This window comes from Candidatus Cloacimonadaceae bacterium (genome assembly GCA_030693415.1).
Lineage (GTDB): Bacteria > Cloacimonadota > Cloacimonadia > Cloacimonadales > Cloacimonadaceae > JAUYAR01.
The window spans coordinates 50,205-73,492 of sequence record JAUYAR010000094.1 but is presented as its reverse complement, the minus strand read 5'-3'; the positions used below and the strand labels follow the sequence as shown (position 1 = coordinate 73,492).

The 23,288-nt window shown below is 48.4% G+C and carries 27 protein-coding genes; 8 read left to right on the top strand and 19 right to left on the bottom strand.

Translation table 11 applies throughout. The features are described from left to right. Positions 1-139 precede the first annotated feature (139 nt). From Q8M98_05850 to rplS, 15 genes are all read right to left on the bottom strand, one after another. Positions 140-1,291, bottom strand: a complete 1,152-nt coding sequence (locus tag Q8M98_05850) for an HD domain-containing protein (GenBank protein MDP3114286.1) — start codon at positions 1,289-1,291, stop codon at positions 140-142. Between the two features lie 112 nt (positions 1,292-1,403). Then, positions 1,404-1,904 (bottom strand): cyclic nucleotide-binding domain-containing protein, encoded by a 501-nt coding sequence (locus Q8M98_05845; protein ID MDP3114285.1) that lies wholly within the window; start codon positions 1,902-1,904, stop codon positions 1,404-1,406. Positions 1,905-1,911: 7 nt separating this feature from the next. Further along, on the bottom strand, positions 1,912-3,099 hold the full coding sequence (locus tag Q8M98_05840) for an ion channel (GenBank protein MDP3114284.1): 1,188 nt from the start codon (positions 3,097-3,099) through the stop codon (positions 1,912-1,914). A gap of 4 nt (positions 3,100-3,103) precedes the next feature. Continuing rightward, positions 3,104-3,688: a hypothetical protein gene (locus tag Q8M98_05835; protein MDP3114283.1), complete on the bottom strand. Its 585-nt coding sequence runs from the start codon at positions 3,686-3,688 to the stop codon at positions 3,104-3,106. Next, complete coding sequence (locus tag Q8M98_05830; protein ID MDP3114282.1) at positions 3,688-3,825, bottom strand: hypothetical protein; 138 nt, start codon at positions 3,823-3,825, stop codon at positions 3,688-3,690. The genes Q8M98_05835 and Q8M98_05830 overlap by 1 nt, the downstream gene beginning before the upstream one ends. Continuing rightward, positions 3,826-4,452 (bottom strand): TPM domain-containing protein, encoded by a 627-nt coding sequence (locus tag Q8M98_05825; protein ID MDP3114281.1) that lies wholly within the window; start codon positions 4,450-4,452, stop codon positions 3,826-3,828. Then, positions 4,442-5,665 (bottom strand): bifunctional 3,4-dihydroxy-2-butanone-4-phosphate synthase/GTP cyclohydrolase II, encoded by a 1,224-nt coding sequence (locus Q8M98_05820; GenBank protein ID MDP3114280.1) that lies wholly within the window; start codon positions 5,663-5,665, stop codon positions 4,442-4,444. The genes Q8M98_05825 and Q8M98_05820 overlap by 11 nt, the downstream gene beginning before the upstream one ends. Before the next feature lie 4 nt (positions 5,666-5,669). Then, complete coding sequence (locus Q8M98_05815) at positions 5,670-6,701, bottom strand: RluA family pseudouridine synthase (GenBank protein MDP3114279.1); 1,032 nt, start codon at positions 6,699-6,701, stop codon at positions 5,670-5,672. Beyond that, positions 6,685-7,428: a hypothetical protein gene (locus Q8M98_05810; protein ID MDP3114278.1), complete on the bottom strand. Its 744-nt coding sequence runs from the start codon at positions 7,426-7,428 to the stop codon at positions 6,685-6,687. The genes Q8M98_05815 and Q8M98_05810 overlap by 17 nt, the downstream gene beginning before the upstream one ends. Before the next feature lies 1 nt (position 7,429). Beyond that, positions 7,430-8,134 carry a TrkA family potassium uptake protein gene (locus Q8M98_05805; GenBank protein MDP3114277.1) on the bottom strand — a complete coding sequence of 235 codons (705 nt, stop codon included), beginning with the start codon at positions 8,132-8,134 and terminating at the stop codon, positions 7,430-7,432. A gap of 11 nt (positions 8,135-8,145) precedes the next feature. Beyond that, positions 8,146-9,834 (bottom strand): TrkH family potassium uptake protein, encoded by a 1,689-nt coding sequence (locus Q8M98_05800; protein ID MDP3114276.1) that lies wholly within the window; start codon positions 9,832-9,834, stop codon positions 8,146-8,148. 6 nt (positions 9,835-9,840) lie between these two features. After that, on the bottom strand, positions 9,841-10,473 hold the full coding sequence (locus Q8M98_05795; protein ID MDP3114275.1) for a nucleoside monophosphate kinase: 633 nt from the start codon (positions 10,471-10,473) through the stop codon (positions 9,841-9,843). Between the two features lie 53 nt (positions 10,474-10,526). Next, the gene (locus tag Q8M98_05790) at positions 10,527-10,904 is read right to left on the bottom strand and encodes a holo-ACP synthase (protein ID MDP3114274.1); all 378 of its coding nucleotides are present in this window, start codon (positions 10,902-10,904) and stop codon (positions 10,527-10,529) included. Further along, positions 10,901-11,410, bottom strand: a complete 510-nt coding sequence (locus Q8M98_05785; protein MDP3114273.1) for a methylated-DNA--[protein]-cysteine S-methyltransferase — start codon at positions 11,408-11,410, stop codon at positions 10,901-10,903. The genes Q8M98_05790 and Q8M98_05785 overlap by 4 nt, the downstream gene beginning before the upstream one ends. Positions 11,411-11,467: 57 nt before the next feature. Next, entirely contained in the window at positions 11,468-11,821 is a 354-nt protein-coding gene (gene rplS, locus Q8M98_05780) for a 50S ribosomal protein L19 (protein MDP3114272.1), read from the bottom strand. On the opposite strand from rplS, the gene Q8M98_05775 reads away from it, so the two are divergent. Continuing rightward, the gene (locus Q8M98_05775; protein MDP3114271.1) at positions 11,820-11,984 is read left to right on the top strand and encodes a hypothetical protein; all 165 of its coding nucleotides are present in this window, start codon (positions 11,820-11,822) and stop codon (positions 11,982-11,984) included. The two genes, rplS and Q8M98_05775, sit on opposite strands and share 2 nt — an antisense overlap. A 404-nt stretch (positions 11,985-12,388) precedes the next feature. Here Q8M98_05775 and trmD read toward each other — a convergent pair whose 3' ends face one another. Genes trmD through rpsP form a run of 4 tightly spaced genes read right to left on the bottom strand, consistent with a single transcriptional unit; the run spans position 12,389 to position 14,174 of the window. Beyond that, positions 12,389-13,066 (bottom strand): tRNA (guanosine(37)-N1)-methyltransferase TrmD, encoded by a 678-nt coding sequence (gene trmD, locus Q8M98_05770; GenBank protein ID MDP3114270.1) that lies wholly within the window; start codon positions 13,064-13,066, stop codon positions 12,389-12,391. A 9-nt stretch (positions 13,067-13,075) separates the two neighbouring features. Beyond that, entirely contained in the window at positions 13,076-13,624 is a 549-nt protein-coding gene (locus Q8M98_05765; protein MDP3114269.1) for a hypothetical protein, read from the bottom strand. Then, the gene (locus Q8M98_05760) at positions 13,625-13,855 is read right to left on the bottom strand and encodes a KH domain-containing protein (protein ID MDP3114268.1); all 231 of its coding nucleotides are present in this window, start codon (positions 13,853-13,855) and stop codon (positions 13,625-13,627) included. A 25-nt stretch (positions 13,856-13,880) separates the two neighbouring features. Next, positions 13,881-14,174, bottom strand: a complete 294-nt coding sequence (rpsP, locus tag Q8M98_05755; GenBank protein ID MDP3114267.1) for a 30S ribosomal protein S16 — start codon at positions 14,172-14,174, stop codon at positions 13,881-13,883. 1,005 nt (positions 14,175-15,179) lie between these two features. On the opposite strand from rpsP, the gene Q8M98_05750 reads away from it, so the two are divergent. The 7 genes from Q8M98_05750 to Q8M98_05720 all read left to right on the top strand — a co-directional run bounded on the left by Q8M98_05750 (position 15,180) and on the right by Q8M98_05720 (position 23,192). After that, positions 15,180-16,847 (top strand): 2-oxoacid:acceptor oxidoreductase family protein, encoded by a 1,668-nt coding sequence (locus Q8M98_05750; protein MDP3114266.1) that lies wholly within the window; start codon positions 15,180-15,182, stop codon positions 16,845-16,847. After that, positions 16,840-17,664: a thiamine pyrophosphate-dependent enzyme gene (locus tag Q8M98_05745; protein ID MDP3114265.1), complete on the top strand. Its 825-nt coding sequence runs from the start codon at positions 16,840-16,842 to the stop codon at positions 17,662-17,664. The genes Q8M98_05750 and Q8M98_05745 overlap by 8 nt, the downstream gene beginning before the upstream one ends. After that, the gene (locus Q8M98_05740) at positions 17,661-18,449 is read left to right on the top strand and encodes a 4Fe-4S binding protein (GenBank protein MDP3114264.1); all 789 of its coding nucleotides are present in this window, start codon (positions 17,661-17,663) and stop codon (positions 18,447-18,449) included. Before Q8M98_05745 ends, Q8M98_05740 begins: the two co-directional genes overlap by 4 nt. After that, a complete protein-coding gene (locus Q8M98_05735; protein ID MDP3114263.1) occupies positions 18,446-19,009 on the top strand; it encodes a 4Fe-4S binding protein in 564 nt (187 codons plus the stop codon). Before Q8M98_05740 ends, Q8M98_05735 begins: the two co-directional genes overlap by 4 nt. A 118-nt stretch (positions 19,010-19,127) precedes the next feature. Continuing rightward, positions 19,128-20,324: an acetyl-CoA C-acetyltransferase gene (locus Q8M98_05730; GenBank protein MDP3114262.1), complete on the top strand. Its 1,197-nt coding sequence runs from the start codon at positions 19,128-19,130 to the stop codon at positions 20,322-20,324. A gap of 12 nt (positions 20,325-20,336) precedes the next feature. Beyond that, the gene (locus Q8M98_05725) at positions 20,337-21,581 is read left to right on the top strand and encodes an aminotransferase class III-fold pyridoxal phosphate-dependent enzyme (GenBank protein ID MDP3114261.1); all 1,245 of its coding nucleotides are present in this window, start codon (positions 20,337-20,339) and stop codon (positions 21,579-21,581) included. Between the two features lie 9 nt (positions 21,582-21,590). Beyond that, positions 21,591-23,192, top strand: a complete 1,602-nt coding sequence (locus Q8M98_05720; GenBank protein MDP3114260.1) for a CTP synthase — start codon at positions 21,591-21,593, stop codon at positions 23,190-23,192. Positions 23,193-23,288: the final 96 nt, after the last annotated feature.

Sequence of the window (23,288 nt, the reverse complement as noted above, 5' to 3'; positions counted from 1 at the left end):
CAGAATATTTGCCGGAGATGAAAGCGTAAAGACAGCCGCCTCGACAGTCCTGACGGTCTTCCACTCGAGGCAGTGAAATTGGGGGTATCGCCAGCGGAGCTTGGACCCGGGTCACTGGTTCACCAGTCCGCTAAAGAACTCACCATTTCCAAGGCAGTAAATAATCCTTGATTTCTTCATTGTAATAGCGGTCGGTCATGGTGGCGATAAAATCGCGAACCTGTTCCGCGGGTGAGAATCTTTCCAGATACTTCAGGGCTTTATGATCGAGGAAGTGTTTGTAGATCTTGGAATTGCGGTTTCCGGCTTTGATGTCCTCGATGTATTTGTCAAACATCATGCCCATGGTGCGGTAGATGATTTTGTTTGACTTTTTAACGTTTTCATCTGTGTAGATGTATTTATAGTTAAACTTCTTCAGTTCAAGCAGATAGTGGGAGGTTTCCTCATCGAAGGCGACCCAATCCTGATCATAGCTATTGACGATGACGCTTTTGATCAGGGTTTCGATGATCTGGCTGTTGGTATTGCCCAGTTTATCTGTGCATTCTTTTGGCAAGTCCTCTCTTTTCAAGAGGTTATAGCGGATTGCGTCTTCGATATCCTGTCCGATGTAGGCAATGGTATCGGTGATGCGAACCACGCAGCCTTCGATCGTACCGGGCATCCAGGTGAAGTTCTTACCCGCTTTTTTAGTTTTGATATATTCGTCGAGGCGCTCTTCGCTTTTGCCGGTTTCCGGTTTTAGAATGGTGTTATGCACTTCCCCGTCGTGGGAAATGATCCCGTCACGTACCTGAAAAGTGAGGTTCAAACCTCTGCCTTTGCGGGAGATATGATCCACGATGTGCATGGATTCGATGTTGTGGTGAAAGTATCCGATGCCGTGTTCGACGCAAGCGTTGGAAAGTGCTCTTTCGCCATCGTGTCCAAAAGGCGCGTGCCCAAGATCGTGACCGAGAGCGATGGCTTCGATGAGTTCGGTATTCAATCCGAGGTATTTTCCAATGGTTCGCGAGATTTGGGAAACGTAGGCAATGTGGAGATTGCGGTTCGTCATCTCTTCATCGATAAGGTTGGTGAAAGAAAAGACTTGCGTCTTACCATGATAGCGCCGGTAGGCTCCGGAATAGAGTATCCGGTCGCGATCGACGGCAAAATGGGATCGCATGTCATCCCCTTCCTCAGGTTTTATTCTATTAGCGCGCGCATCCGGAAAAGCGCGCTTGCTCAGGTTGCATTCATATTCTTGTCTTATCTCTGCAAAGATTCTTTTTAGTTTTTCGTCCATGATTTCTCCTTGGTGATGGATATAAATATACTATCCTGCCCCGTGTTGCAAAACAAGATGATTCTGTGCGATCATCCGCATGAATCCTTCGATGATAAAGGCGTTGGGGAATCTATTGCTGCACGGCGATATACAATGCCGTTGCCAGCTTGACGAGATTTTCGTCCGTACTGTTCAAACGCATGGAGAGAACCCGCGCGATATTGGTCATGACGTTGTATGCGGCTTCGATGTTATCCAGGGCAAAGCTGTCAAAATCGGTCTTGTTCAAGGTGTAAAGAACGCAATCCGTCTGGGCAATGACGTTTGCGTTTCGCGGCGCGTGGCCGAGGATGCCGTTTTCTCCGAAAGTGGGCAGATTTTCGCCTTTGAGCGTGACAAGCACCTTCTCCGTGGAAACCTGATCCTCGTTGAAACCTTTGACGAGATTCTTGGTGACGTGGACGCTGCCTTTGTAGAGCAAAAAGGTCTGATCTCCAAATGTGTCCTCGTTCAGGATGTAGCTGCCTTTGGAAAACCGGCATTCCTTCAAATATGGCTGCAGTCGCATGAGCTGTTCATCGCTCAGAGCGGCGAAGAGGGGAATTCTTTTCAACGTATTGATATCCAACATATTCACCTCAAGTCATGACGATGGCGAGATCGGACTCCATGATCCGGTTTTCGCCCAAAGGATTCCAGCGGATGCTGCTTTTCTCATCCTGATGGAGGCTGCGGGATTTGCTGAGCGTACTTTTGATGAATTGATCAATGGCAGAAGAATTGTCCGAAAAGATGGAATCAATCTCTAGTTCCGGTTCCTTGGTCATCAGTCCGAGTAGGATCAGCTTTTTTTCGTGGCGGATATGATCAAATAGTTCGGCGTATGTTTTCCCAATGAAGTGTTCGGGTATCTCGAGTGTGGAGATGTTGTTTTGCGCACTTTTGGCAAGCTGGCTAAAGAGCTTGAGGCTGTGGTTTTCGATGATATTGTTTGCCAGGATGTATCCGCCGATGTCGTCATAGATGATCACGTTTGAGATGCCGATTCGATAGAGCAGATTCTTATTTTCGGTGTTGTGAAGCTGGACGGTGATCTTGTCTTTGTGCACCATATAGTGGATGGCATTGGCGATGATGATGGTGCGGTCGTCCGCGCTCTGTTTTTCCAGATTCTGATCGGCAAGGATGATCACTTGTGCCGCGTTTGAGATCGATGCCCGGCGCAAAACTTCTTCCTGAGTAGCTTCCCCGCGTACAAACTTGAGCTGCAGATGGGGAAACTTGGATTCTATCTCTTCAAAGAACTCGGCGCCCTGATTGGTCACCAGGCACACTTCGGTATCCTGAAGTTTCTTTTCGATCATGGCTTTAAGCAAAAATTCCGCGGTCTTGTTCCAGCCGCAGATGACGATGTGGTCATGCGTTCTGATCTGTTTCAAACCCTTCGCTCCTTTGATTTTATCTTCTACAAATAATGAGGCAATCAAACCGGTGAATACCGATAAGAGTGAAAATCCGACAATGATGAGAAACATCCCAACCAGCCTGCCGGCATGCGTGAGCGGAACCTTGTCTCCATATCCGACCGTGGCGATGGTCACAATCGCCCACCAAATACCATCCCAGAAACTTTTGATGGCGAGGCTATCGGTTTGATCTTGTTCCACCATCGAGACAAGAAATGCCGAAGCCAGAAGCAGCAATATGATGAAGGCGCAGACGAGGATAAACATCACCAACAGTCTGCGGTGATCCGCGGAGAGATGAAACCTCTGCCTGAGAAAGCTCTTTATCTTGTTGCGGTTGTAACCCTTTAAGCTGAGCATTGTCTTAGAACAAAGCGAGGAACAAATACCAGATCATGTTCATCAAACCGATGATGAAGTTTAACGCCAGGAAGGCATAAAACAAGTATTTCAATACATATTTACGCCAGTATTTATAGAAGAAATCGATGCTGAACTGGTCGTCATATTCGTCGATGCGATGTTCGATGCGCCATAGTTCGATGAAGTGAGGCACACTCTTGCGCAGGATACGGCTGACGATATCCTTGACGAGGATCGCGATCGTGTTTTGGATTTTCAGTTTCAAGCCGTGGGGCAAGAATTTCCACTCACGAATGAAAGACAGTTTTTCCATCGCGATATCCTGCACCATCTTTTCCCATTTGGCGAGATAGCCATGCCTGTTTAAGGTGCTTTCCGCCTGATCGAGATAGCCATGCAAAATGTCCCGTGCTTTGTTGAATACCCATTCCCGCTTTCGCGCCACCAGTCCTGGGGTGAGAGGAATCTTTAAACCAAGGAAATATCTGGCTTTGCGATTAAAGAGAAACCAATTCAACCAAAACAGCAATATCGAGCCGAGCGCGATATTCCAAACGATAAAAGTTAGTGATTTAAGAAATAGCATTAAAAACCTCCTCCTGCTCCCCCACCACCTGAACGTCCTCCTCCGAAGCCGCCAAAACCGCCAAAGCCACCAAAACCACCGCCTGTAGAGCCTCCGCCCCAAGAACCTCCGCCACCTCTGCCGCTAAAAATCATCATTTACAAAAACACGTAGAGTATGCGTCCACGGGGGACGATCATCAGAAACACAAAGACGAAAAAGATGATGATGCCGGGGATCGGACTGCCTTTCGATCCCGTTTTCTGGGATCGAAACTGCGGCGTTCCGGTTAGTTGGACTCCCTTTTCCCTGGCTATCTTGTCCATCAGCATCAGCGAGCCTTGGATAAATGCCTGATTCCAATCCTCGCTGCCTGGTTTCAAAAAGTCGCGCATTACGCGATAAACTTCGTCCGCAAAGGCATCTACAATGTAAGGTTCGGAACCGTAGCCAGGCTCGATCCTAAGGCGTCTTTCCTTAAGACCGAGGAGAATGAGCACGCCTTCGTCATCCTTGTTGCCGATTTTCCAGCTCTCGATCAGTTTGACGGCAAATTCATTTTCGGCCATGCCACCGAGGGTTTCGAAAGTGGCAATGGAAAATTCGACATCCGTCTTTTCCTTGAGTTCGATCGCCCAGTCATTGATCTTGGTCTTGGTTTCCTCGCTCAATAGACCGGCAAAGTCGTTGACAAAGCCGACCGGACGGGGAAAATCCACTGCCCTGAGCGACAAGGCAATGAGCAGCAACACCGCGAATATGACGTTGATGATCTTACATTTCACCGAGGATGTGCCCCATCTTGTCTTTCTTTGTCTGTAGGTAGTTTTGATTGACTTCGTTGGCATCGATCTCGATCGGCACGCGTTCAATGATCTCAAGTCCATAACCCTGAAGACCGACGATCTTCTTGGGATTATTTGTCAACAGCCTCATTTTCTTGATTCCGATGTCTTTGAGAATCTGGGCGCCGATGCCGTAATCACGTAGATCGGCGGCAAAACCGAGGTCGATATTTGCTTCGACGGTGTCCTTGCCATGGTCTTGCAAGTGATAGGCTTTGATCTTGTTCAGCAGACCGATGCCTCTCCCCTCTTGACGCATATAGAGAATGACGCCCTTGCCCAGCGCGGAAATCATCTCGAAGGCACGGTTGAGCTGTTCGCCGCAATCGCATCTGAGCGAATGAAGCGCGTCCCCGGTGAGACATTCGGAATGCACGCGAACGAGGATTGGCTCTTCCTTGGTGATCTCTCCCATGACCAGCGCGAGGTGGTATTCGTCTGATACGGTGCTGATATATGTGACGATGTCAAACAAGCCGTAACGAGTGGGCAGTTTTGCAATGGAGACGCGTTCCACCAAGCGATCCTTGTGACGTCGCCAACGGATCAGATCGGCAATGGTAATGATCTTGAGATCATGTCTGCGGGCAAAGAGAATTAAATCGTCCAGCCTCGCCATTTCACCGTCTTCACGGATAATTTCGCAGATCGCTCCGATCGGTTTCAGTCCAGCCATTGATGCAATGTCCACGGCTGCTTCGGTATGTCCGGCTCTTTTCAGGACACCGCCTTTCTCCGCCAGAAGCGGAAAAATGTGTCCGGGACGCATAAAATCAGCCGGTTTGCTGTTGTCGTCTGCAAGCGCTCGGATCGTTCTGGCACGTTCGGAGGCGGAAATGCCTGTCGTAGTTCCCTCAACCGCATCCACAGAAATGGTGAATTTGGTACCGTGACGGTCGCTGTTTTCAGTGGTCATGAGAGGAATTTCGAGACGCTCAAGAGCTTCCTCGCGCATGGGAACGCAGAGCAGACCCTTGCCATGACTGATCATGAAATTCACTTGCTCGGGCGTGATCAAATCCGCTGCCATGAGCAGATCGCCTTCGTTTTCGCGGTTTTCGTCGTCCACAACTATAAGCATGCCTCCGCTTTTGATGACCCGTATGGCTTCATCAATCGAGGCAAAAACGTTTTCTACCGTGTCATTTATCATATTTTTACCAAGTGTCCTGCAACATAAGTAGCGATTTTATATCCATGCCATCCGTGTCAATAGCAAAGTATTTGTCCAGCCATGCAAGCGTGTGGAGAAAATCCGCTGGAGGATCAACCTTTATATCAAGCGCCATGCCGGTGATGGGATTGGTAAACTCCAGCCGCCAAGAGTGCAACGCCTGTCTCATAAGGTGCGTGGTGAGCAATTCGGTCACTTTCTTCTTCATGTTTTCGGGAACGATGGAATGAACCTGTTTACGGGTATTGTAAAGCAGGTCTCCAAGAATCGGGATATTTCTTTCAGCAAAATGAACTCTGATTTGGTGCATTCTTCCGGTTTCAAGCTGGATTTTGACAAGTGAGAAAAAGTGGAAGTATTTGATTATTTTGTAGATAGTGAGCGCCCATCGCCCTTCGTCCGCGACGCACATCTTACGCGGATTGGTGTTTGAGCGGGCGATGCAAGATTCGATGGCGTCTTCACCTGGATCGGGAATTCCGGTGGTGATCGCCAAATAGGTTTTCTTCACTTCGCGATGGGCAAACATATCACTGAGACGGCTTTGCGTGGCGTCGTCCTTGGCAATGATCATCAGACCTGAAGTGCCGCGGTCGAGCCGGTGGACGATGCCAGGCCGGTTTGCCTCTCTGCCGGTGGAAAGATTATTGCCCCAATGATAGAGCATGGCATTGACTAAAGTGTTGTCCGGATTGCCATATCCGGGATGCACGATCATGCCAGGCGCTTTGTTGATCACTGCCAGCTGCTCGTCCTCATATACGATGTCCAGTTCGATCTTTTGGGGAACGATGTGCCATGGTTCGGGATCCGGCAGATTGATGCTGATCTCATCTCCGTGAATGAGCAAATAGCTCTTTTTCACCGGGATATTGTTGACCAGAATGCGGTCTTCGTTGATTAGACGTTCAATGAAAGTGCGACTGTATAGTTCTTGTATCCGCATCTCTGCCAGATACTTATCCAATCTGATGGCTTCCTCTTTGTCGTAGAGAATGTTAATTTTGTTTTGCATTATCACGGATATCTACGATAAATACGGAGCCGGTTGCTGCTCCCTTGCGATTGCGGATGATGGAACCGTTGATCAAGGCGCTTTGTTTTCCTTCGGCATCCTCGAAACCGACATCCACGAGACTGTTGCCAAAACGTAGGGCATCTGTCATTGTGGAAAATATCCTTTCGTTGAAATCATGCTTGAAGATCAGTTCGTTGAGATTCACCCGTTCTGAGATCATTGTCCAACGCCGTCGGATCGAATCATTGCAATAGATGATATCTCCGCTGATCGAAGTGATCAACACGGATTGTTTCATCATATTGATCAATTGCTGAATGCGCTGATGATGTTCAAATATCTTGTCCGATTTCACCTGGTCAAATCTGAAAAGAATATTTAGCATGCGCTGCAGGGCGAGGATCAATTCCTGAATGTCGCTATCCTGATCGTGGGTGGAGGAATCGATATCAATGTTGTACTTTCCGTGTGAGATATCCTCAATGATGCCTCCTACTTCCTTGAAGGTTTTGCGCAGGCGATAGGGTATATAGTTATAAATCACAACGACATAGACAAAGATAACAAAGGTGAAGATGATGATGATGGATTGCATGTCACTCACGAGGTCGCGCAGGTTTGTGCTTGTGCTCAGTGATATAAGCATCAGCATAGCCTGAAGGACGACAATCCCCAAGAGAATCGTGATGAGCAGGTGATATCTGGATTTGAGCGAGCGTTTCATATCAATCCTTCTTTGTCGCGGTGTCGTAGATGAGTTTGTCGATTTTGCTTTTGGGACCGAGCAGGATGAGGACGTCACCCTCATTGACGATATCGTTGGCGCCGGGCATGTCGTTTAACCGTTTCTCGATGATATTTGTGCCGTCTTCGGTGACGGACAGATAATTGTATTTGATGGCGATAACGTTGATGCCCCGAGCGCTGGGCAAGGCAATATCCAACAAGGCGCGCCCGACAAATTCAGGCGGAGCGACCAATTCGATCACGATGTGTCCGCTGGATAGATTGATATATTCCAACACGTTTTTGGAGATCAGGGTTTTGGCAAGTTGGTTTCCCACCATTTCCTCGGGTAATAGCACATGTTGGACTCCGATCAGTTCCAATATCCGTCCGTGCAATTGGTTCTCGACCTTGGCATAAATCACTCCAGCACCGATCTTTTTAAGGATGGCGGCTGTGAGGATCGATTCCTGAATGTTGCTCCCAATTCCAAGGATCACAGCATCCGCTTCGGAGAGATTTTGCATGCGGATGGCATTTTCATCCGTGGAATCCATACATACCGCATGAGTGACCTTATTACTAATGTCATCCACCATAGCCTGATTTTTATCGATTGCGATCACATCCAACCCGTTCTCAGCCAGTATTGTGGCAACCGTCATTCCAAATCTTCCCAGTCCGATTACAGCATAGCGAGGCATATTATTCTCCCTTAACCAATGGCAATTTTTTCTTCGGCATAGTTTACATTGAGATAGTGTTTCCTGATCGAGAAAGCATAGATCATCGTCAGAGGTCCGATCCTGCCTATATACATCAGCACGGTGATAAGTATCTTCCCCGCCACGCTCAAATCCGCCGTGATACCCATCGAAAGACCTACCGTGCCAAAAGCGGAAATCGCTTCAAACAGGAGTTTCTCGAAGCCGTGAGGTTCTACCAACATCAATATGAATACGATGAAAAACACGATCCCAACTGTGAGGGTGATCAGACTGGTGGCTTCGCGATAATTTGACTGAGGCAGTTTCCGGTTGTAAATGCCCAGGTCGCGCTTGCCTTTCAGCATCGAAGTAACCGATAGCACTAACACGGCAAAAGTTGTTGTCTTAATGCCGCCGCCGGTCGAACCAGGCGAGGCACCAATGAACATCAGCACCAGAGTTATCAAAATCGAGGCTTTGCTCAAGCCTCCGGTATCGATGGTATTGAAACCTGCCGTGCGGGTGGTGACACTCTGGAACCATGAGCTTAGCACCCGGCGGGAGATCGTGAAACCGCTCATCAATCCGTTGTATTCTGCCACATAGTAGGAGATGAAACCCACTGCCAGGAGGACTCCGGAAGTAAGCAAAACAATCTTTGTGTGCAAGCTGAGTTTTTTGATTTTTTCTTTGATGAAAAGATAGCGGTGCAGGTCTATCAAGACCGTAAAACCCAAGCCGCCCAATAAAATCAAGGCGGTGATGCTCAAATTGACGTTCACGTTATCCGTATATGCCATCAATCCGCTGTCAAATAGCGAAAAGCCGGCGTTGCAAAAAGCCGATACCGAGTGAAAAACAGAGAGATAGAAAGCCTGAAATGGCGGATAAATACCTGAAAAAGTGAGATATAACAACACCGCGCCGATGCATTCGATGATCAAGGTCACGATCACTATGTTTTTTAACAGCGAAAATACGTCCAGATGCTGAGTTCCGCCCACCATTTTGTGCATGACGCTTTCCAGCTTGAGTGTGATCCTTTGCCCCAGAACTATGGCAAACGCCGTCGATACCGTCATGATTCCAAGACCGCCGATCTGGATTAAAAGCAGAATCACCAACTGTCCAAAGAGAGTGAAATAGGTGCCGGTGTCACGAACGATCAACCCTGTCACGCAGGTGGCTGAGGTGGCAGTGAAGAGCGCGTCTGCCAACGGAGTCACTTGATTGTGGACATTGGCAGCCGGCAACATCAAAAGCATTGTCCCGATCGAGATCACCAACGCAAAACTGAGCATCAAGGTAACCGGCGGATTGCCGGTCAGCACCTTGTAAAGCTTGCCCTCAAAGGCGCGAAAGATGATGTATTGGAGGATAAAATAGGTCTGCCTGATCAACAAAAAGAAGATGACGAACTTTGCCTGATAGATCATCAGCAGCGAGCCCATCAAGAGCATGATCAGATCAAAGAAGATTATCTTGCGTTGATCTTTGGTAGCTTTCTGTAAAGCTCGGTTCAGGATGGTCAAGAGCAGCAGCACGATGTTTGCCAGAGCGGTGTAAACCTCCACCCGGCGATAGTTCATATAGAAACTGATGATCGGTTCCAGAAACAGGACAAAGAAACTCCAGATCGCCAGCAGGTAGGCGATGAATTCTATGTGTTTCAGGGCTTTACGATATAGTTCCTTCATCTTGGCTCAAAACTCTTGGTTCAGTGCTGCATTGATCTCAGTGGCGATCTCCGTGATGCCGGATTCCGCTTTGACGCTCTTGAGCAAGCATCTGGCTTCAAAATAATCTTTCAATTCAAAAGTCTGTTGATAAAACTCGCTCATCCGCTGTTTGATCGCTTCCGGTTTGTCATCCTGACGGGTGACCAATTCACCGCCGCATACGTCGCAAACGCCGTCAGATTTGGGAGGATGACTGATGAGGTTAAAGTTCACTCCACAATCAGAACACATCCGGCGCGAGGATAGGCGCTTTATGGCGTCCTCTTCCGAAAGATCGAGATAAAATACACAAAGCACCTGATAATTGCGGACAAGGAACTCAGCCTGTTTCGTGTTGCGGGGAAAACCATCGAACACAATACCCTTCATATCCGGCAAAACCGAGCTGTCGATGATCTCAAATACCAATTCGTCGGAGACGAGTTCGCCTCTTCCGATACTGGCTTTCACTCTTTCTCCAAGCGCGCTCCGTCTGCCGATCTGCTCGCGGAACAAATCCCCAGTATTGATATGCTGATACCCAAGGCGATCGCTTAATAGCTTCGCCTGTGTGCCTTTTCCGCTTCCCTGGATTCCAAGAAAAACGATGCATTTCATAAATCTACCTCAATCTGTGCAGTAAAATACTTACTCACAATACTGTCAAGCAACTAATTTTTTACCAGGACAACGAAAGCGACGGCATAGTCCTTTTCATGCGAAAGCGAAAGATGGGTGCCATCAATACCATTGTCCTCCATAAAGCCTTTTGTGGCTTTATGGAGGGAGAATCCCGGCTTACCCTGGGAGTCGTTTATGATCTCGATATCGATCCAGTTGATACGTCCGTCCCAACCGGAGCCGATGGCTTTCATCAAAGCTTCCTTTGCAGCAAAGCGGGCAGCGTAGGATTGAGCCGGATTGGCTTTCTTACTGCAATAATCGATCTCGTTTGTAGTAAATACCTTGTCCACGAAGCGAGGGTTTCTTTCAATGACCCTGGCAACTCGCTGAACCGATATGATATCCGTGCCGATGCCGAAGATCACGAGTGAGCTTGTCCTTTCTGTTCGAGATTCAAAAGTGCTTGTTTGATATCCGTGCCGCCGCGAAAACCGACGATAGCACCATTTTTGCCGATCACACGATGACAGGGGATGATCAGAGGTAAAGGATTTGATCCGACGGCTCCGCCAACCGCGCGCACCGCTTTGGGATTCCCAATTTGCTGGGCGATGGATGAATAGGAAACTGTCTGGGCATAAGGTATCTCTTCCAGTGCTTGCCACACGGAAAGTTGAAAATGAGTTCCCTGAAGCAGGTAGGGCAGGGCAAAATCTTCCCGCCGTCCTTCAAAATACTCCCCGAACTGGAGATGGATATCACTCTCAAGTGCAGTCCCGATGGGGCTTGCAACGCAATCCCCCTCGGAGCAGAAATCTATCCCGACGATAACTTCGTCTTTTATCTCTATCTTCAAACAGATATTGTCATGAGTGTAGATCATCGTGGCTACTTCCTTGGATTTTATCTTCAAAGGTATATGGCTCTTCAAAACCAAAGCCCCTCCGCCGCGATCGGGCAAAGGGGCTTGTTTGATAGTATTACGTAACTAAGCAGTGAATCTTCTACGCTCTTTGATCCTGCCCGCTTTGCCTTTGGCGCTGCGCAGATAGAACAATTTTGCTCTGCGCACCTGGCCGAAACGAACGATCTCGAGCTTGTCAATATTAGGTGAGTGTTGAGGAAAGATTCTCTCGACTCCCACTCCGTTTGACACTTTACGAACTGTGAAGGATTTGGAAACGCCGGCACCGCGTTTTTGGATCACGATACCTTGAAACACCTGGATGCGTTCCTTGCTTCCTTCCTTAATTTTATAGTGGACTTTGACCGTATCGCCTACGCGATAATCGGGAAAGTCGGTTCTGATTTGGTCTCTGCCAACTTGGTGCAGAATATCCATGGTTCCTCCCATATATGATATCGGAACAAAGGCGGTCGAGGACGACGGCAACGGCGCTTCTGACGGAAAGGTGATTGAAATCTCCGAAGCCTTTAATCGGCTGAAGAGTATAATCCGCCTGGTCATGAACTTCATCACACAAGCCAAATCCGGTGCCGAATAACAGCAAAACCGGTTTCGATTTCTCCAATTTGGTTTTCAAACTCCCAAAGGATATCTGATCGGGCAAATTCCGTGCAGTCGTCGTAACTATGATTGGCCGCATTTTTTCCTGCGTTGTAATCAATTCTATTGTTTCATCTATTGTGTCTGCCTGGCGCAATATGGAAAGCGCTTCGCTGCGGTCAGGATTGTAGGGCAGCGCTGTGTTTTCCAGCCAAAATCTGCTGATCGACGCCAGCAATTCTTTTTGTGCGCCATCGGGATGGATGATATAGTATCTTATCACCCCATAGCATTTTGCCGCTCTGGCGATGTCGTGAATGTCCAGATTGGTGATGGATGTCATGATCCGCTCACCGCACTTGTTGACAATAGGATAATGCACCAAAGCGATGTATAGTCTGTTCATTTCTTGATAGTCAAATCCGGTCTTCTGGTCCGGGTGAGTTTGATCGATTGCTCTTTCGCCCAGTCTGAGATCAGCTTGTGATTTCCATTTCGGAGTACCTCCGGAACGCTTTGTTCCATGAAGGTCTCTGGTCTGCTGTAGCAGGGAAAACCAAGTAATTGGTCTGAAAAGGAATCGCTTTGCGCGGAGTTGATGTCTCCCAAAACGCCTTCCTGCAATCTCGCCACACCATCGACAAATGCCAAGGCTGCAATCTCTCCGCCGGAAAGGACATAATCCCCCAACGAGATTTCATCGCAGACGGCGATATTGCGGACGCGTTGATCGATTTCCTTGTAGTGACCGCAGAGCAGGATCACGCGTGGCAATGAAGCATAGTATCCGAGAATGGATTGATCGAGCACTCTTCCCTGCGGACTGAAATAGACCACTGGGGCAAAGCTCTCTTCCAAAAGATCGTTGATCGCGTCATATAGAGGCTGCGCCTGGATCACCATTCCGGCAAATCCGCCATAAGGATAGTCATCCACCTTACGATGTTTGTTTTGGCTATAGGCGCGAAAATCGGTTATCCGGACGTCGATCGCCTTGGATTCAATCGCGCGGGCAACAATGCTCGAGGACAGAAATCCGCTGAAAAACTCCGGGAACAGACTCAGGATTTCGACGCGCATATTGGCTACTCAAGGGGCTTTCCGCAAACCCGAGGAACCCAGCACCAAATCATTGCTATCCAAAATGCTTTCTACATTTTGGACGATCAGTTGCCGATGTTCCTCATCCTCATTCCCCACGAAATAGTCCACGTAGGGAAGCAGGATCTGGATACCAAGCTCCGTCTCGATCTCAAGTACATATTGGGCGTTGTTGTGAAAATAGTCTTTCACCCGCCCGATGCGGATACCGGAGAATATGACGTCGTATCCGATCAGTTCATCCATTTGGTCATCATCCTCGTCGGTTTCGATATTTTCGATGGCGAGAATCACTTCCTTGTGAAGCCCGCGCTCGATATCTATGCCGTCTTCGGCGAACCTGATCCAGATTTTTCTATCTGAAAATTCTCTCTCACTAATAGTTACGTAAAACACTCTATCGCTGTTAAAGATCAAAAAGACCTCATCGGTTTCCATAAAGACGGACATATATTCCGGCTTTATCAGAACCCGATAAAAACCTCGGGCATCACAAGAGCCCAGCCTGCCGATTCCGACCAGATCGGAGATTTTCATTTACTCGATAATTTCGAGTTCTGCTCTCTTTCCCTGCTTCGTACTTACAGCGTTGATAATCGTGCGGATGGCACCTGCGGTGCGTCCACGTTTGCCAATGACTTTACCGATGTCGCTTTTTGCGACGCGAAGCTCATAACGGGTAATCTTGTCTCCGGAAATCTCAGTAAGATTCACTTCACTGGGATCGTCCACCAGTGCTTTCACCATGAATTCAATCAAGTCTTTCATGTTTCACCTCTCAATTTTAATCGCTTTATTCTGCGGCAGCTTCTTCTTTCTTTTCGGTAATTTTACGCTCGTGCCAGATCTGTAATACTCCAGCTTTGCGCAAGAGCGAACGAACTGTATCAGAGGGCTGAGCGCCTACGCTCATCCAGTATATGGCTCTTTCGGTTTCAATGTTTAGTTTTAGCGGATTGGGCTTGGGATCATACCATCCGATGCACTCGATGTATTTTCCATCCCGCTTGACACGGGCATCGACAGCAACGATACGGTAAAAGGGTTTGTCGTTCGCACCCATCCGTCTTAGTCTCAGCTTGACCATTATGTCTCCTTGTATTTTTCAATCAGTTTTATCGATAATAGACCAATCTTTTTATCAAGCTCATTTCCGTCAAGCTTTTTTTTCTGATGTTTTGCCTGCTCTCTCAGCACAATTTTCAACATCACCAAAATAATACTGAAAAACGCTACTCAGCTTTGACAATGCCTGTTTTGACTTAAAACTCCGCCTGACAAGGATCTAATGCAGCAGTCAGATTTCCGCGACGAAGTTTTGAGTTAAAGCGAAGTCTCAGCTAAATTGATGCGTGAAATCCATAGCTTGGCAAACTGATAATTCAGGGTTTGGGGCTTGCATCCCAGCATCTTCCATACCCGTAATTCTGGTTTTACCACAAAATATGCCCTTTATCATCAACGGGTTAGGTATATTCTTGTCAGGGCTTATTTTGTGTCAAAACTGATGTTAGCAAAACCTCATCCCTTTGTGAACCTGTTTGTGGGGATTTTGCCCACATTTTATCCAAATTTTTACCCAAATTTTACCCAAATTTTTCGTTTCCATTGTGGAGACATGCTGCTTTCCGCCTTAGCTGCGTTAATCAAGCCTTAATCAAGCGTTAATCAAGCGTAATAAAACTAACGCTTGATTAACGCTTGATTAAGGCTTGATTAACACTTTGGATGTAGCGCAGCATGCCGATGCTGCGGTGATCTTTTCTTGATCTCCACGTTGATCACCACGTGGCATAGGGAATGGCTGTGGGGAATTCTGATTCCCCACAGCCATTCCGATTTCACGTGAGATAGATTTATGCACCAAGGCAATTTTCATTAGGTTTAGATATTGAGTAGAAGGAGCGGACTTATTTTCATCGGTCTTAAATTGTAAATGTGCCTGTCAGAAGTAAAGTTCTCGTTGATTACATGCCACTTGCACTTCATACGTGTCCCAGTTGCGAGCTTGAAAAACACAGAGTTTTTCTTTTTTTGTTGACAATTCAAACCTCCAAAATGTCATTGATTGCAAACAGAAAATGGAGCTTAAGTGAGCGAAAATATATATACGATATTGATCGGTGGCAGAGCTGGAGAGGGCATTAAAAAAGCCGCACAGGTGATCGCCGGTCTTTTGTGCCAAGCAGGAAAACAGGTTTATCAGGCGGATGATTATCAGAGCCTGATCAGAGGCGGGCACAATTTCAGCACGGTATCATCTTCGGACGAAACCGTTTATGCCGCTTATCAGGATGCCGATCTGATCATCTGTTTCGATCACCGCAGCGTCGAAGAGCACGCGGGATTTCTCAAACCGGGTGGAGTCCTTTTCTGCAATAGCGATGAAAGCGATCTTGAAGACGGAGCAGGCATCCCGATGACCTCGATCATGAAAAAGCACTATCCGGAAGGATCGAACATCGGCATTGTGGCGATAGCGATCTTTTGTGCCCATCATTCTATCCACCAATATATTATGCGCAACACTATCAAGCAACAGTTTAAGCGAAATATCGCGGAAAATATCGCTTTTGCAGATGAGATTTACGAGCTTGTAATCAAGAAAAGTTCCGAGCCGATGGATCATCCCTTTGATCATCAGTATCGGTTTCTATCAGGAAATCAGGCAATCGGGCTGGGAGCATATTATGCAGGTTTGGATTTCTATTTTGCCTATCCAATGACCCCGGCTTCCTCGCTGCTGCACTATCTGGCACTGAAAAAGGAAAGCCTTGGGATCTATGCCATCCATGCTGAAAGCGAACTGGCAGCGATCAATATGGCGATTGGAAGTGCGGTCGCGGGTTGCAGATCGGCAGTTGGAAGCAGTGGAGGCGGATTCGCATTGATGCAGGAAGCTTTTTCCATGGCGGGAATCGTGGAAGCTCCGCTTTTGTGTGTGCTTACTTCGCGTCCCGGACCAGCAACCGGAGTTTCCACATATACGGCACAGGAAGACCTATGGTTTGCCATCAATCAGGGACATGGGGAGTTTCCGCGCGTGGTCGCATCACCGGATTGTCATGAACGGGCTTTTTCACTGGCAGCGGAATTGCTTTCCCTTGCCTGGGAAGTGCAAACACCTGCGATCCTGCTCACCGAAAAACAGCTTTCCGAGGACATGAGAAACCTCCACCTTGATCAGACTTCACTTCCGGAGGCGTCATGCCTTATGGATAACTGCTCAAAAGATTACAAGCGTTATGCGATCACCGAGAGCGGAATTTCGCCGTTGCAGTTTCCGCAGGATTGTCCTGAAAGTGTTGTCAAATGGAACAGTCATGAACATTTTGAGACCGGGCTCAGAACCGATGCCGCCGGTGCTATGATCGCGATGAAAGACAAACGCAACCGTAAAAACGCCGTTCTTGAAAAAGCCACACGGAAGTATCAAAGAGTGGCGGTTTATGGCAATGGAGAAAACGTGATCTTTGCCTATGGCTCCACAGTGATGGAATTGCGTGAAGCACTTAAATATACTGATTCCGGTTTCAGAATCGTGGCGCCAATCTATCTGGAACCCTTTCCTTTTGAAGAACTTAAAGAATATGAAGGCAAAGCGGCGATCGTGGTGGAACACAGCTCCACCGGTCAGTTTGCCAGGTTTCTTCAGTGGAAATTGAAACTTCAAACAAAGCGGAACATCCTCAAATATGACGGGCGTGCTTTCGATCCCATCAAGCTTGCCAACCTGCTCGAGGAGGCGATCCATGCGTGAACTGGACACCAATAAAGCCAATACCTGGTGCAGCGGCTGCGGAAACTTTGGCATCATCAATGCTGTTAAAAAAGCCATCCATGATTTGAACGCTAAAGAAGTCGGAACAGACGATATCGTTATCACCGCCGGAATCGGATGCCATGGGAAGATCTTTGATTACCTCAATCTCAGCGGTATCTATGGCTTGCATGGCCGCGCCCTGGCAACTGCACAGGGCATCAAACTCGCAAATCCGGATCTCAAAATCATCAGCTTCGGCGGAGACGGAGACAGCCTCGGCGAGGGTTTGGAACATACGCTTTTTGCCGCCAAACGCAATATGGACATCACTTTGATCCTGCACAACAACGGAAATTACGGACTCACGACCGGGCAGTTTTCACCGCTTAGTTTTCAAGGTTACAAAGGACTTTCCACTCCCTTCGGAAGCATCGAAAAGCCTTTTGATGCCGTGCCGTTGTTGATCGAAGCGGGTGCCACGTTCGTCGCCAGAGCCTATAGCGCGCGTATCGATCACCTCTGCGAGATGATCGTCAAAGCAGTGCAGCACAAGGGGTTCTCCTTCGTGGAAGTGCTGCAGCCATGCGTGGCATATAACAACACCTATCAGCTTTTCAACCAAAAAGTCAAGCATTTGGAAATCGTTCCGGACAAGCTTTCGCAGGCTCTCACGCTGGCAAGATCAACCGAAGATATCTATATCGGCATCTTCCATCAGGAGACAAGGGCAGTCTATCACGAACTGCTCTATCAGGACGCGAATCCTTACCGGCAAAGGAAAAGCGCCGCCGAGCGAAGGGAGCATAAAGCATGAAGATGGAACGTTCACAAAAGATCAGGCTGGCGATTCAGCTCTTGTTTTTGTTGCTCTCGCTTGCTTTTCTGGCATTGACGATAGCAGGAACACGCTTAAGTATCCATCAGGGTTGTCCTTATGCGATCGTCTGTTTCGGATTGAGCGGAACGACCTTTCTCCAGCTGGCGAATACCATTGCCTGGCTGTCGATCTTTGCCGGTTTCCTCATCCTTGTCTATGGCATGTTTCGCGGCAGGAAGTTTTGTGCCTATGTCTGTCCTCTGGGCACTGCTCAGGAAGGCGTTTTCGCATTACGCAGCAAAAAGTACCGGACCAAGAAACGTGTGCCATGGCTCTATGAGCGCAAGTATGCCTTCGTCAAATACCTGATCCTGCTGCTCACGTCGGTCATGGTCATCCGTGGCGTGGGATATCTGTTTATTCAATTATGTCCTTTCTACGCGCTTTCGCGGCTTCCCATCATCGGGCAAAGGGGTTTGCTGCTATTGGTATTGATCCTGTTCGCAGGCTTTTTCACCGAACGGTTTTGGTGCAGGTTTTTGTGTCCCTATGCGGCGTTGATGAACGTCTTTCAGTGGATCGGAGCCAGAATTGGGCTCAAACGCAGAAAGGTAAAACGTAATCTTGAACGCTGCAACGATTGCGGAGTCTGTATGCTCTATTGCCCGATGAATATCAATATCGCCGAATACGAATATGTGCGCGATCCAAATTGCATCCATTGTCAAATTTGTGCTGAAAAATGTCCCAAACCGGGAACCTATTCCGAGGAGTTCGAATGAACAAAATCTCCACTACTATCGTCATAATCCTCCTTTCCGGCATCGCTATATTGTTGCTGCTCTCCGGATTGGGAATCTTTCCAAGATATGAAACCGTGCCCGTCTGCCCAGTGGACGCGATCTCAATGGTAGGTCAAAAAGCTGTGATCGACAGCAACAAATGCATTGGCTGCAAGAGATGCGTGATCGGGATCAAGGTGCCGGTGAAGCAAAAATCGATCATTGATATCGGTGGCGCTTTGGCGGTGGAAGACAGTCTGCAACCACGCACTGTTCAATCTGAAAGAGAGCTTAGCTCCTCTGTGGCACCAGTGGCTGCGCAAAAACCAATCAAGAATGTCAAGCCGGTGGAGACAGCAAAAAGCACCAAACCCAAGGTCAATCCCGATAAATGCATCGGCTGCAAACTCTGTGTGATCTATTGTCCAGTGGATGCCATCACTATGGTCAAAGGCAAGGCGGTGATCGATGCTGACAAATGCATCGATTGCGGTATCTGCATCAATGGCAATGGTGATGATTTTGACGGCTGTCCGGTAAGCGCCATCTCAAAACCTTGAAGCTCTTTCATTGGCGAAGATTCTTCCATCATCTCCAATTTTGCTCAAATTGCTATTGACCAAATCGCGGGCTTTTTAAGACTTGCATTAAAGAATAAGAAACCAAGTGGAGGATACCATGAAATCAGTTGTGGTCGTTTGCGCAAAACGAACTGCGATCGGTAATTTCGGCGGAGCGTTCAAAGACGTTTCCGCGGCTCAGCTTGGCACGGCAGTGCTCAAAGCTCTTTTGGAAGAAACCGGCATCCAAGCGGACAGGATCGATGAAGTGATCATCGGCAACGTCTGCGGAGCGGGAATGGGACAAAACGTCGCGCGCCAAATAGCAATTCACAGCGGCATTCCGGTTTCCGTTCCTGCCTACACTGTGAACAAAGTTTGCGGCTCGGGAATGAAATCGGTGGCTCTGGCAGCTTTGATGATCGCGTCCGGCGAAGCGGAGATTATCATCGCGGGCGGATCTGAAAACATGAGCCAGATACCTTATGTCTCAATGGATACCCGCTGGGGAGCCAAGATGGGAAATCGGGAATTGATCGATCTGATGGTCAGAGACGGACTCAGCGACGTTTTCAACAATTACCACATGGGCATCACTGCCGAAAACCTGGCAGAGAAATATGCTATCTCCCGGGAAGAACAGGATGCCTTTGCCGCTGCCAGTCAAAACAAAACCGAAACCGCTATCTTCTCCGGTAGATTTAAAGACGAAATCGTCCCCATCGAAATTCCCCAAAGAAAAGGGGAGCCGATCGTCATCGACACCGATGAAATGCCGCGCAGAGGCGTGACTCAAGACAGCCTCGCCAAGCTTCGTCCCGCGTTCAAATCCGACGGCAGTGTGACTGCCGCGAATTCTTCCGGGATCAATGACGGTGCCGCGATGATCATGCTCATGAGCGAAGACAAGGCAAACGAGCTTGGATTGGAAATCCTTGCCCGATTCGTGAACAGCGCTTCCGCGGGTGTTGACCCTTCTGAAATGGGTTTCGGACCTGTGCCCGCGATTGCCAAAGTATTACAAAAAGCAAACTGGAAACTCGGTCAAATCGAGCTGGCTGAGCTCAACGAAGCCTTTGCCGCGCAATCTCTTGCTGTGCTGAAAGGCTTGGAATTGGAAAACATAGGCAAGCTCGATCACTCAATCGTCAACGTCAATGGCGGAGCCATCGCTTTGGGACATCCCATCGGAGCCAGCGGCACTCGCATTATTGTGAGCTTGTTGCATGAAATGAAAAAACGCGATTTGCACAAAGGCTTGGCATCGCTTTGTATCGGCGGCGGAATGGGCATCGCCAGTCTGTGGGAAAGATAAAGGAGAATCATCATGGCAGATAAATTGAAACTGGACAAAAGCTTCGCGCTCTTTGAAGAAGCGCAGACCCTTGTGCCCGGCGGAGTTGCAGGGATCAGACGTCCCTACAATTTCGTTCTGGGAGAGTATCCGATCTTTTTTGAATCCGGCAAGGGCGGTCACGTGATCGACGTGGACGGAAACGAATACATCGATTATCTTTGTGCATACGGTCCCATCAGTATCGGTTACCGCGAGGAAGAGATCGATGACGCGGTGATCGATCAGATAAAAAATAAGGGCTTTTGTTTTTCTCTAACCCAGCAAACACAAAACGAGCTTGTCAAAGCGCTCAAGGAAATCATCCCCTGCTGTGAAATGGCGGCATTTGTCAAAACCGGCAGCGACGCTACCACCATCGCCATCCGCGTCGCCAGAGCTTATACCGGCAAACTCAAGATCGCGCGTTGCGGCTATCACGGCTGGCACGACTGGTGCGTGGAAGTCAAAGGCGGCATCCCGCAAAAGTTCTATGAAGACGTGATCGAGTTTCACTACAACGACCTGCACCAACTTGAAGAGATTTTAAAGAACAACCATGACGACATGGCGGCAATCATCATCACTCCGGTGGGGCATCCTTTGGCAGCAGAGGTTCAGATGCCCGCTCCCGGATACTTGGAAGGGGTGCGCAAACTCGCCGATCAATATGGCTGTGTGTTGATTTTTGACGAGATCCGCAGCGGTTTCAGATGCCACATTGGCGGAGCGCAAGCTCTTTTTGGGGTGACTCCGGATCTCTCCACTATCGGCAAAGCCATGGCAAACGGATATGCCATTGCCGCTTTGGTAGGCATAAGCAGGATCATGAAAGTGATGGCGGACAAGGTCTTCCTATCTTCGACATTTTTCCCCAATAGCGATGCCCAGATTGCAGCGTTGAAAACGATCGAGTTTCTGAAGCAAAACAGGGTGATGGAAACTATCGCCGAGAAAGGATGGTATTTTGCCGAACAGGTGGAAAAGGTGATCGGTGAATCCGGCATGCCGGTTCGTTTTTCCGGAGCGCCCTGGATGCCTTTCATCACTTTCCCAAAAGACGAAACCGGTTTGTATAAGAATCTGAGAAACGAGTTTTATACTCAACTGATTCGCCGCGGCGTGTTTTTGCAGCCCTATCATCACGGTTACATCTGCTATCGGCATACGAAGGAAGACCTGGATTACACGGTCAACGCCATCAAAGAATCCCTTGCAGAAACCAAAAAACTGATCTGAGGAAACAAAGTGGCGAAATATATCTTTGTGATGGGAGGAGTGCTTTCTTCCTTGGGAAAAGGGATCGCAACGGCGTCCATCGGATTTCTGCTCAAATCCATGGGCTACAAAGTGGCAACGCAGAAATTCGATCCCTACCTGAACGTCGATCCCGGCACGATGAGCCCTTTCCAACACGGCGAAGTGTTTGTCACGGACGATGGCGCTGAGACCGATTTGGATTTGGGGCACTATGAAAGATTCGTCGATGAGGCGCTCACCCGCGCGTCAAGTTGCTCCGCCGGACAGATCTATGAAACCGTGATTCAAAACGAACGCAAGGGAGTCTATCTGGGCAAGACAGTTCAGGTGATCCCACACGTCACGGACGAGATCAAGAGCCGCATCACAAAGCTAAACGCCTTCTATGATATCATTATCACCGAGATCGGAGGCACGGTTGGCGATATCGAAAGCCTTCCCTTTTTGGAAGCGATCCGTCAAATGCGCCTCGAGCTCGGAAGTCAAAACTCGCTGTATATCCTGCTCACATACGTTCCCTACATCAAGTCCGCAGGCGAGCTGAAAACCAAGCCTTCACAGCACAGCGCATACAAACTGAGGGAGATCGGTATCCAGCCGGACGTCCTGCTCTGCCGTTCGGAAAAACAATTTGACAATGACATCTACAGCAAGATCGCCCTCTTCACAAACGTCCCCAGAGATCATGTGATCAATGCTATCGATGTAAAATGCGTCTATGAAGTACCATTTACTTTCCAGAAAGCCGGATTACCCCAAATCATTTGCGATCAATTCAACTTGGAAACAAGACCTATGGATCTGAGCGCCTGGGAAAAGTTTCTGGAGGATAGCACCCAACCAACGGACAAAGTCACCGTCGCGCTTTGTGGGAAATACGTGCGTCATCAGGATGCCTATAAAAGCGTCGAAGAAGCGCTGCACCACGCTGCTGCCTTTCACAGAAAGAAACTTCAGATCAAATGGGTGGATTCGGAACGAAGTTTCAAGCCCGGCGACCTGGAAAAAGAACTTTCCGGCGCGGACGGCATTCTCATTCCCGGGGGATTTGGAATTCGCGGCATCGAAGGCAAGATCAGCATCGCCGAATATGCCAGAATCCACAATATCCCATTTTTCGGCATCTGTCTCGGGATGCAGGTGGCGGTGATTGAGTTTGCCCGCAACGTCTGCGATTTGAAGGATGCCAACAGCACGGAGTTTGACGAATTCAACCAATACCCCGTGATCAATCTCATGGAAGAACAACGCTATATTGAAATGGTGGGCGGCTCCATGCGTCTTGGCGCCTATCCATGTCAACTGATTCCTGGCTCTCAAGCGGAAAAATCTTATGGGATAAAGGTGATCAGCGAACGGCACCGGCACCGCTATGAGTTCAATAATCAGTACCGTGAAACCCTCACCGAAAAAGGCATGGCGCTCACCGGTTTCTCGTTGGACGAACTCTTGGTGGAGATCATCGAAATCCCCAAAAACGACTTCCACATCGGCGTCCAATTCCACCCTGAATTCAAATCCCGCCCCCAAAACCCTCATCCTATCTTTCGCGAGTTTATCGGTGCAGCTTGTAAGTTCAAGCAAAGATAACACATAACCCAAGTTGTTGATTATTATCCACAGTTATTTGTTTGACTACGTTGCTATATTGATGATAATCCTTGCCTAATTCATTGACCTCTCTTT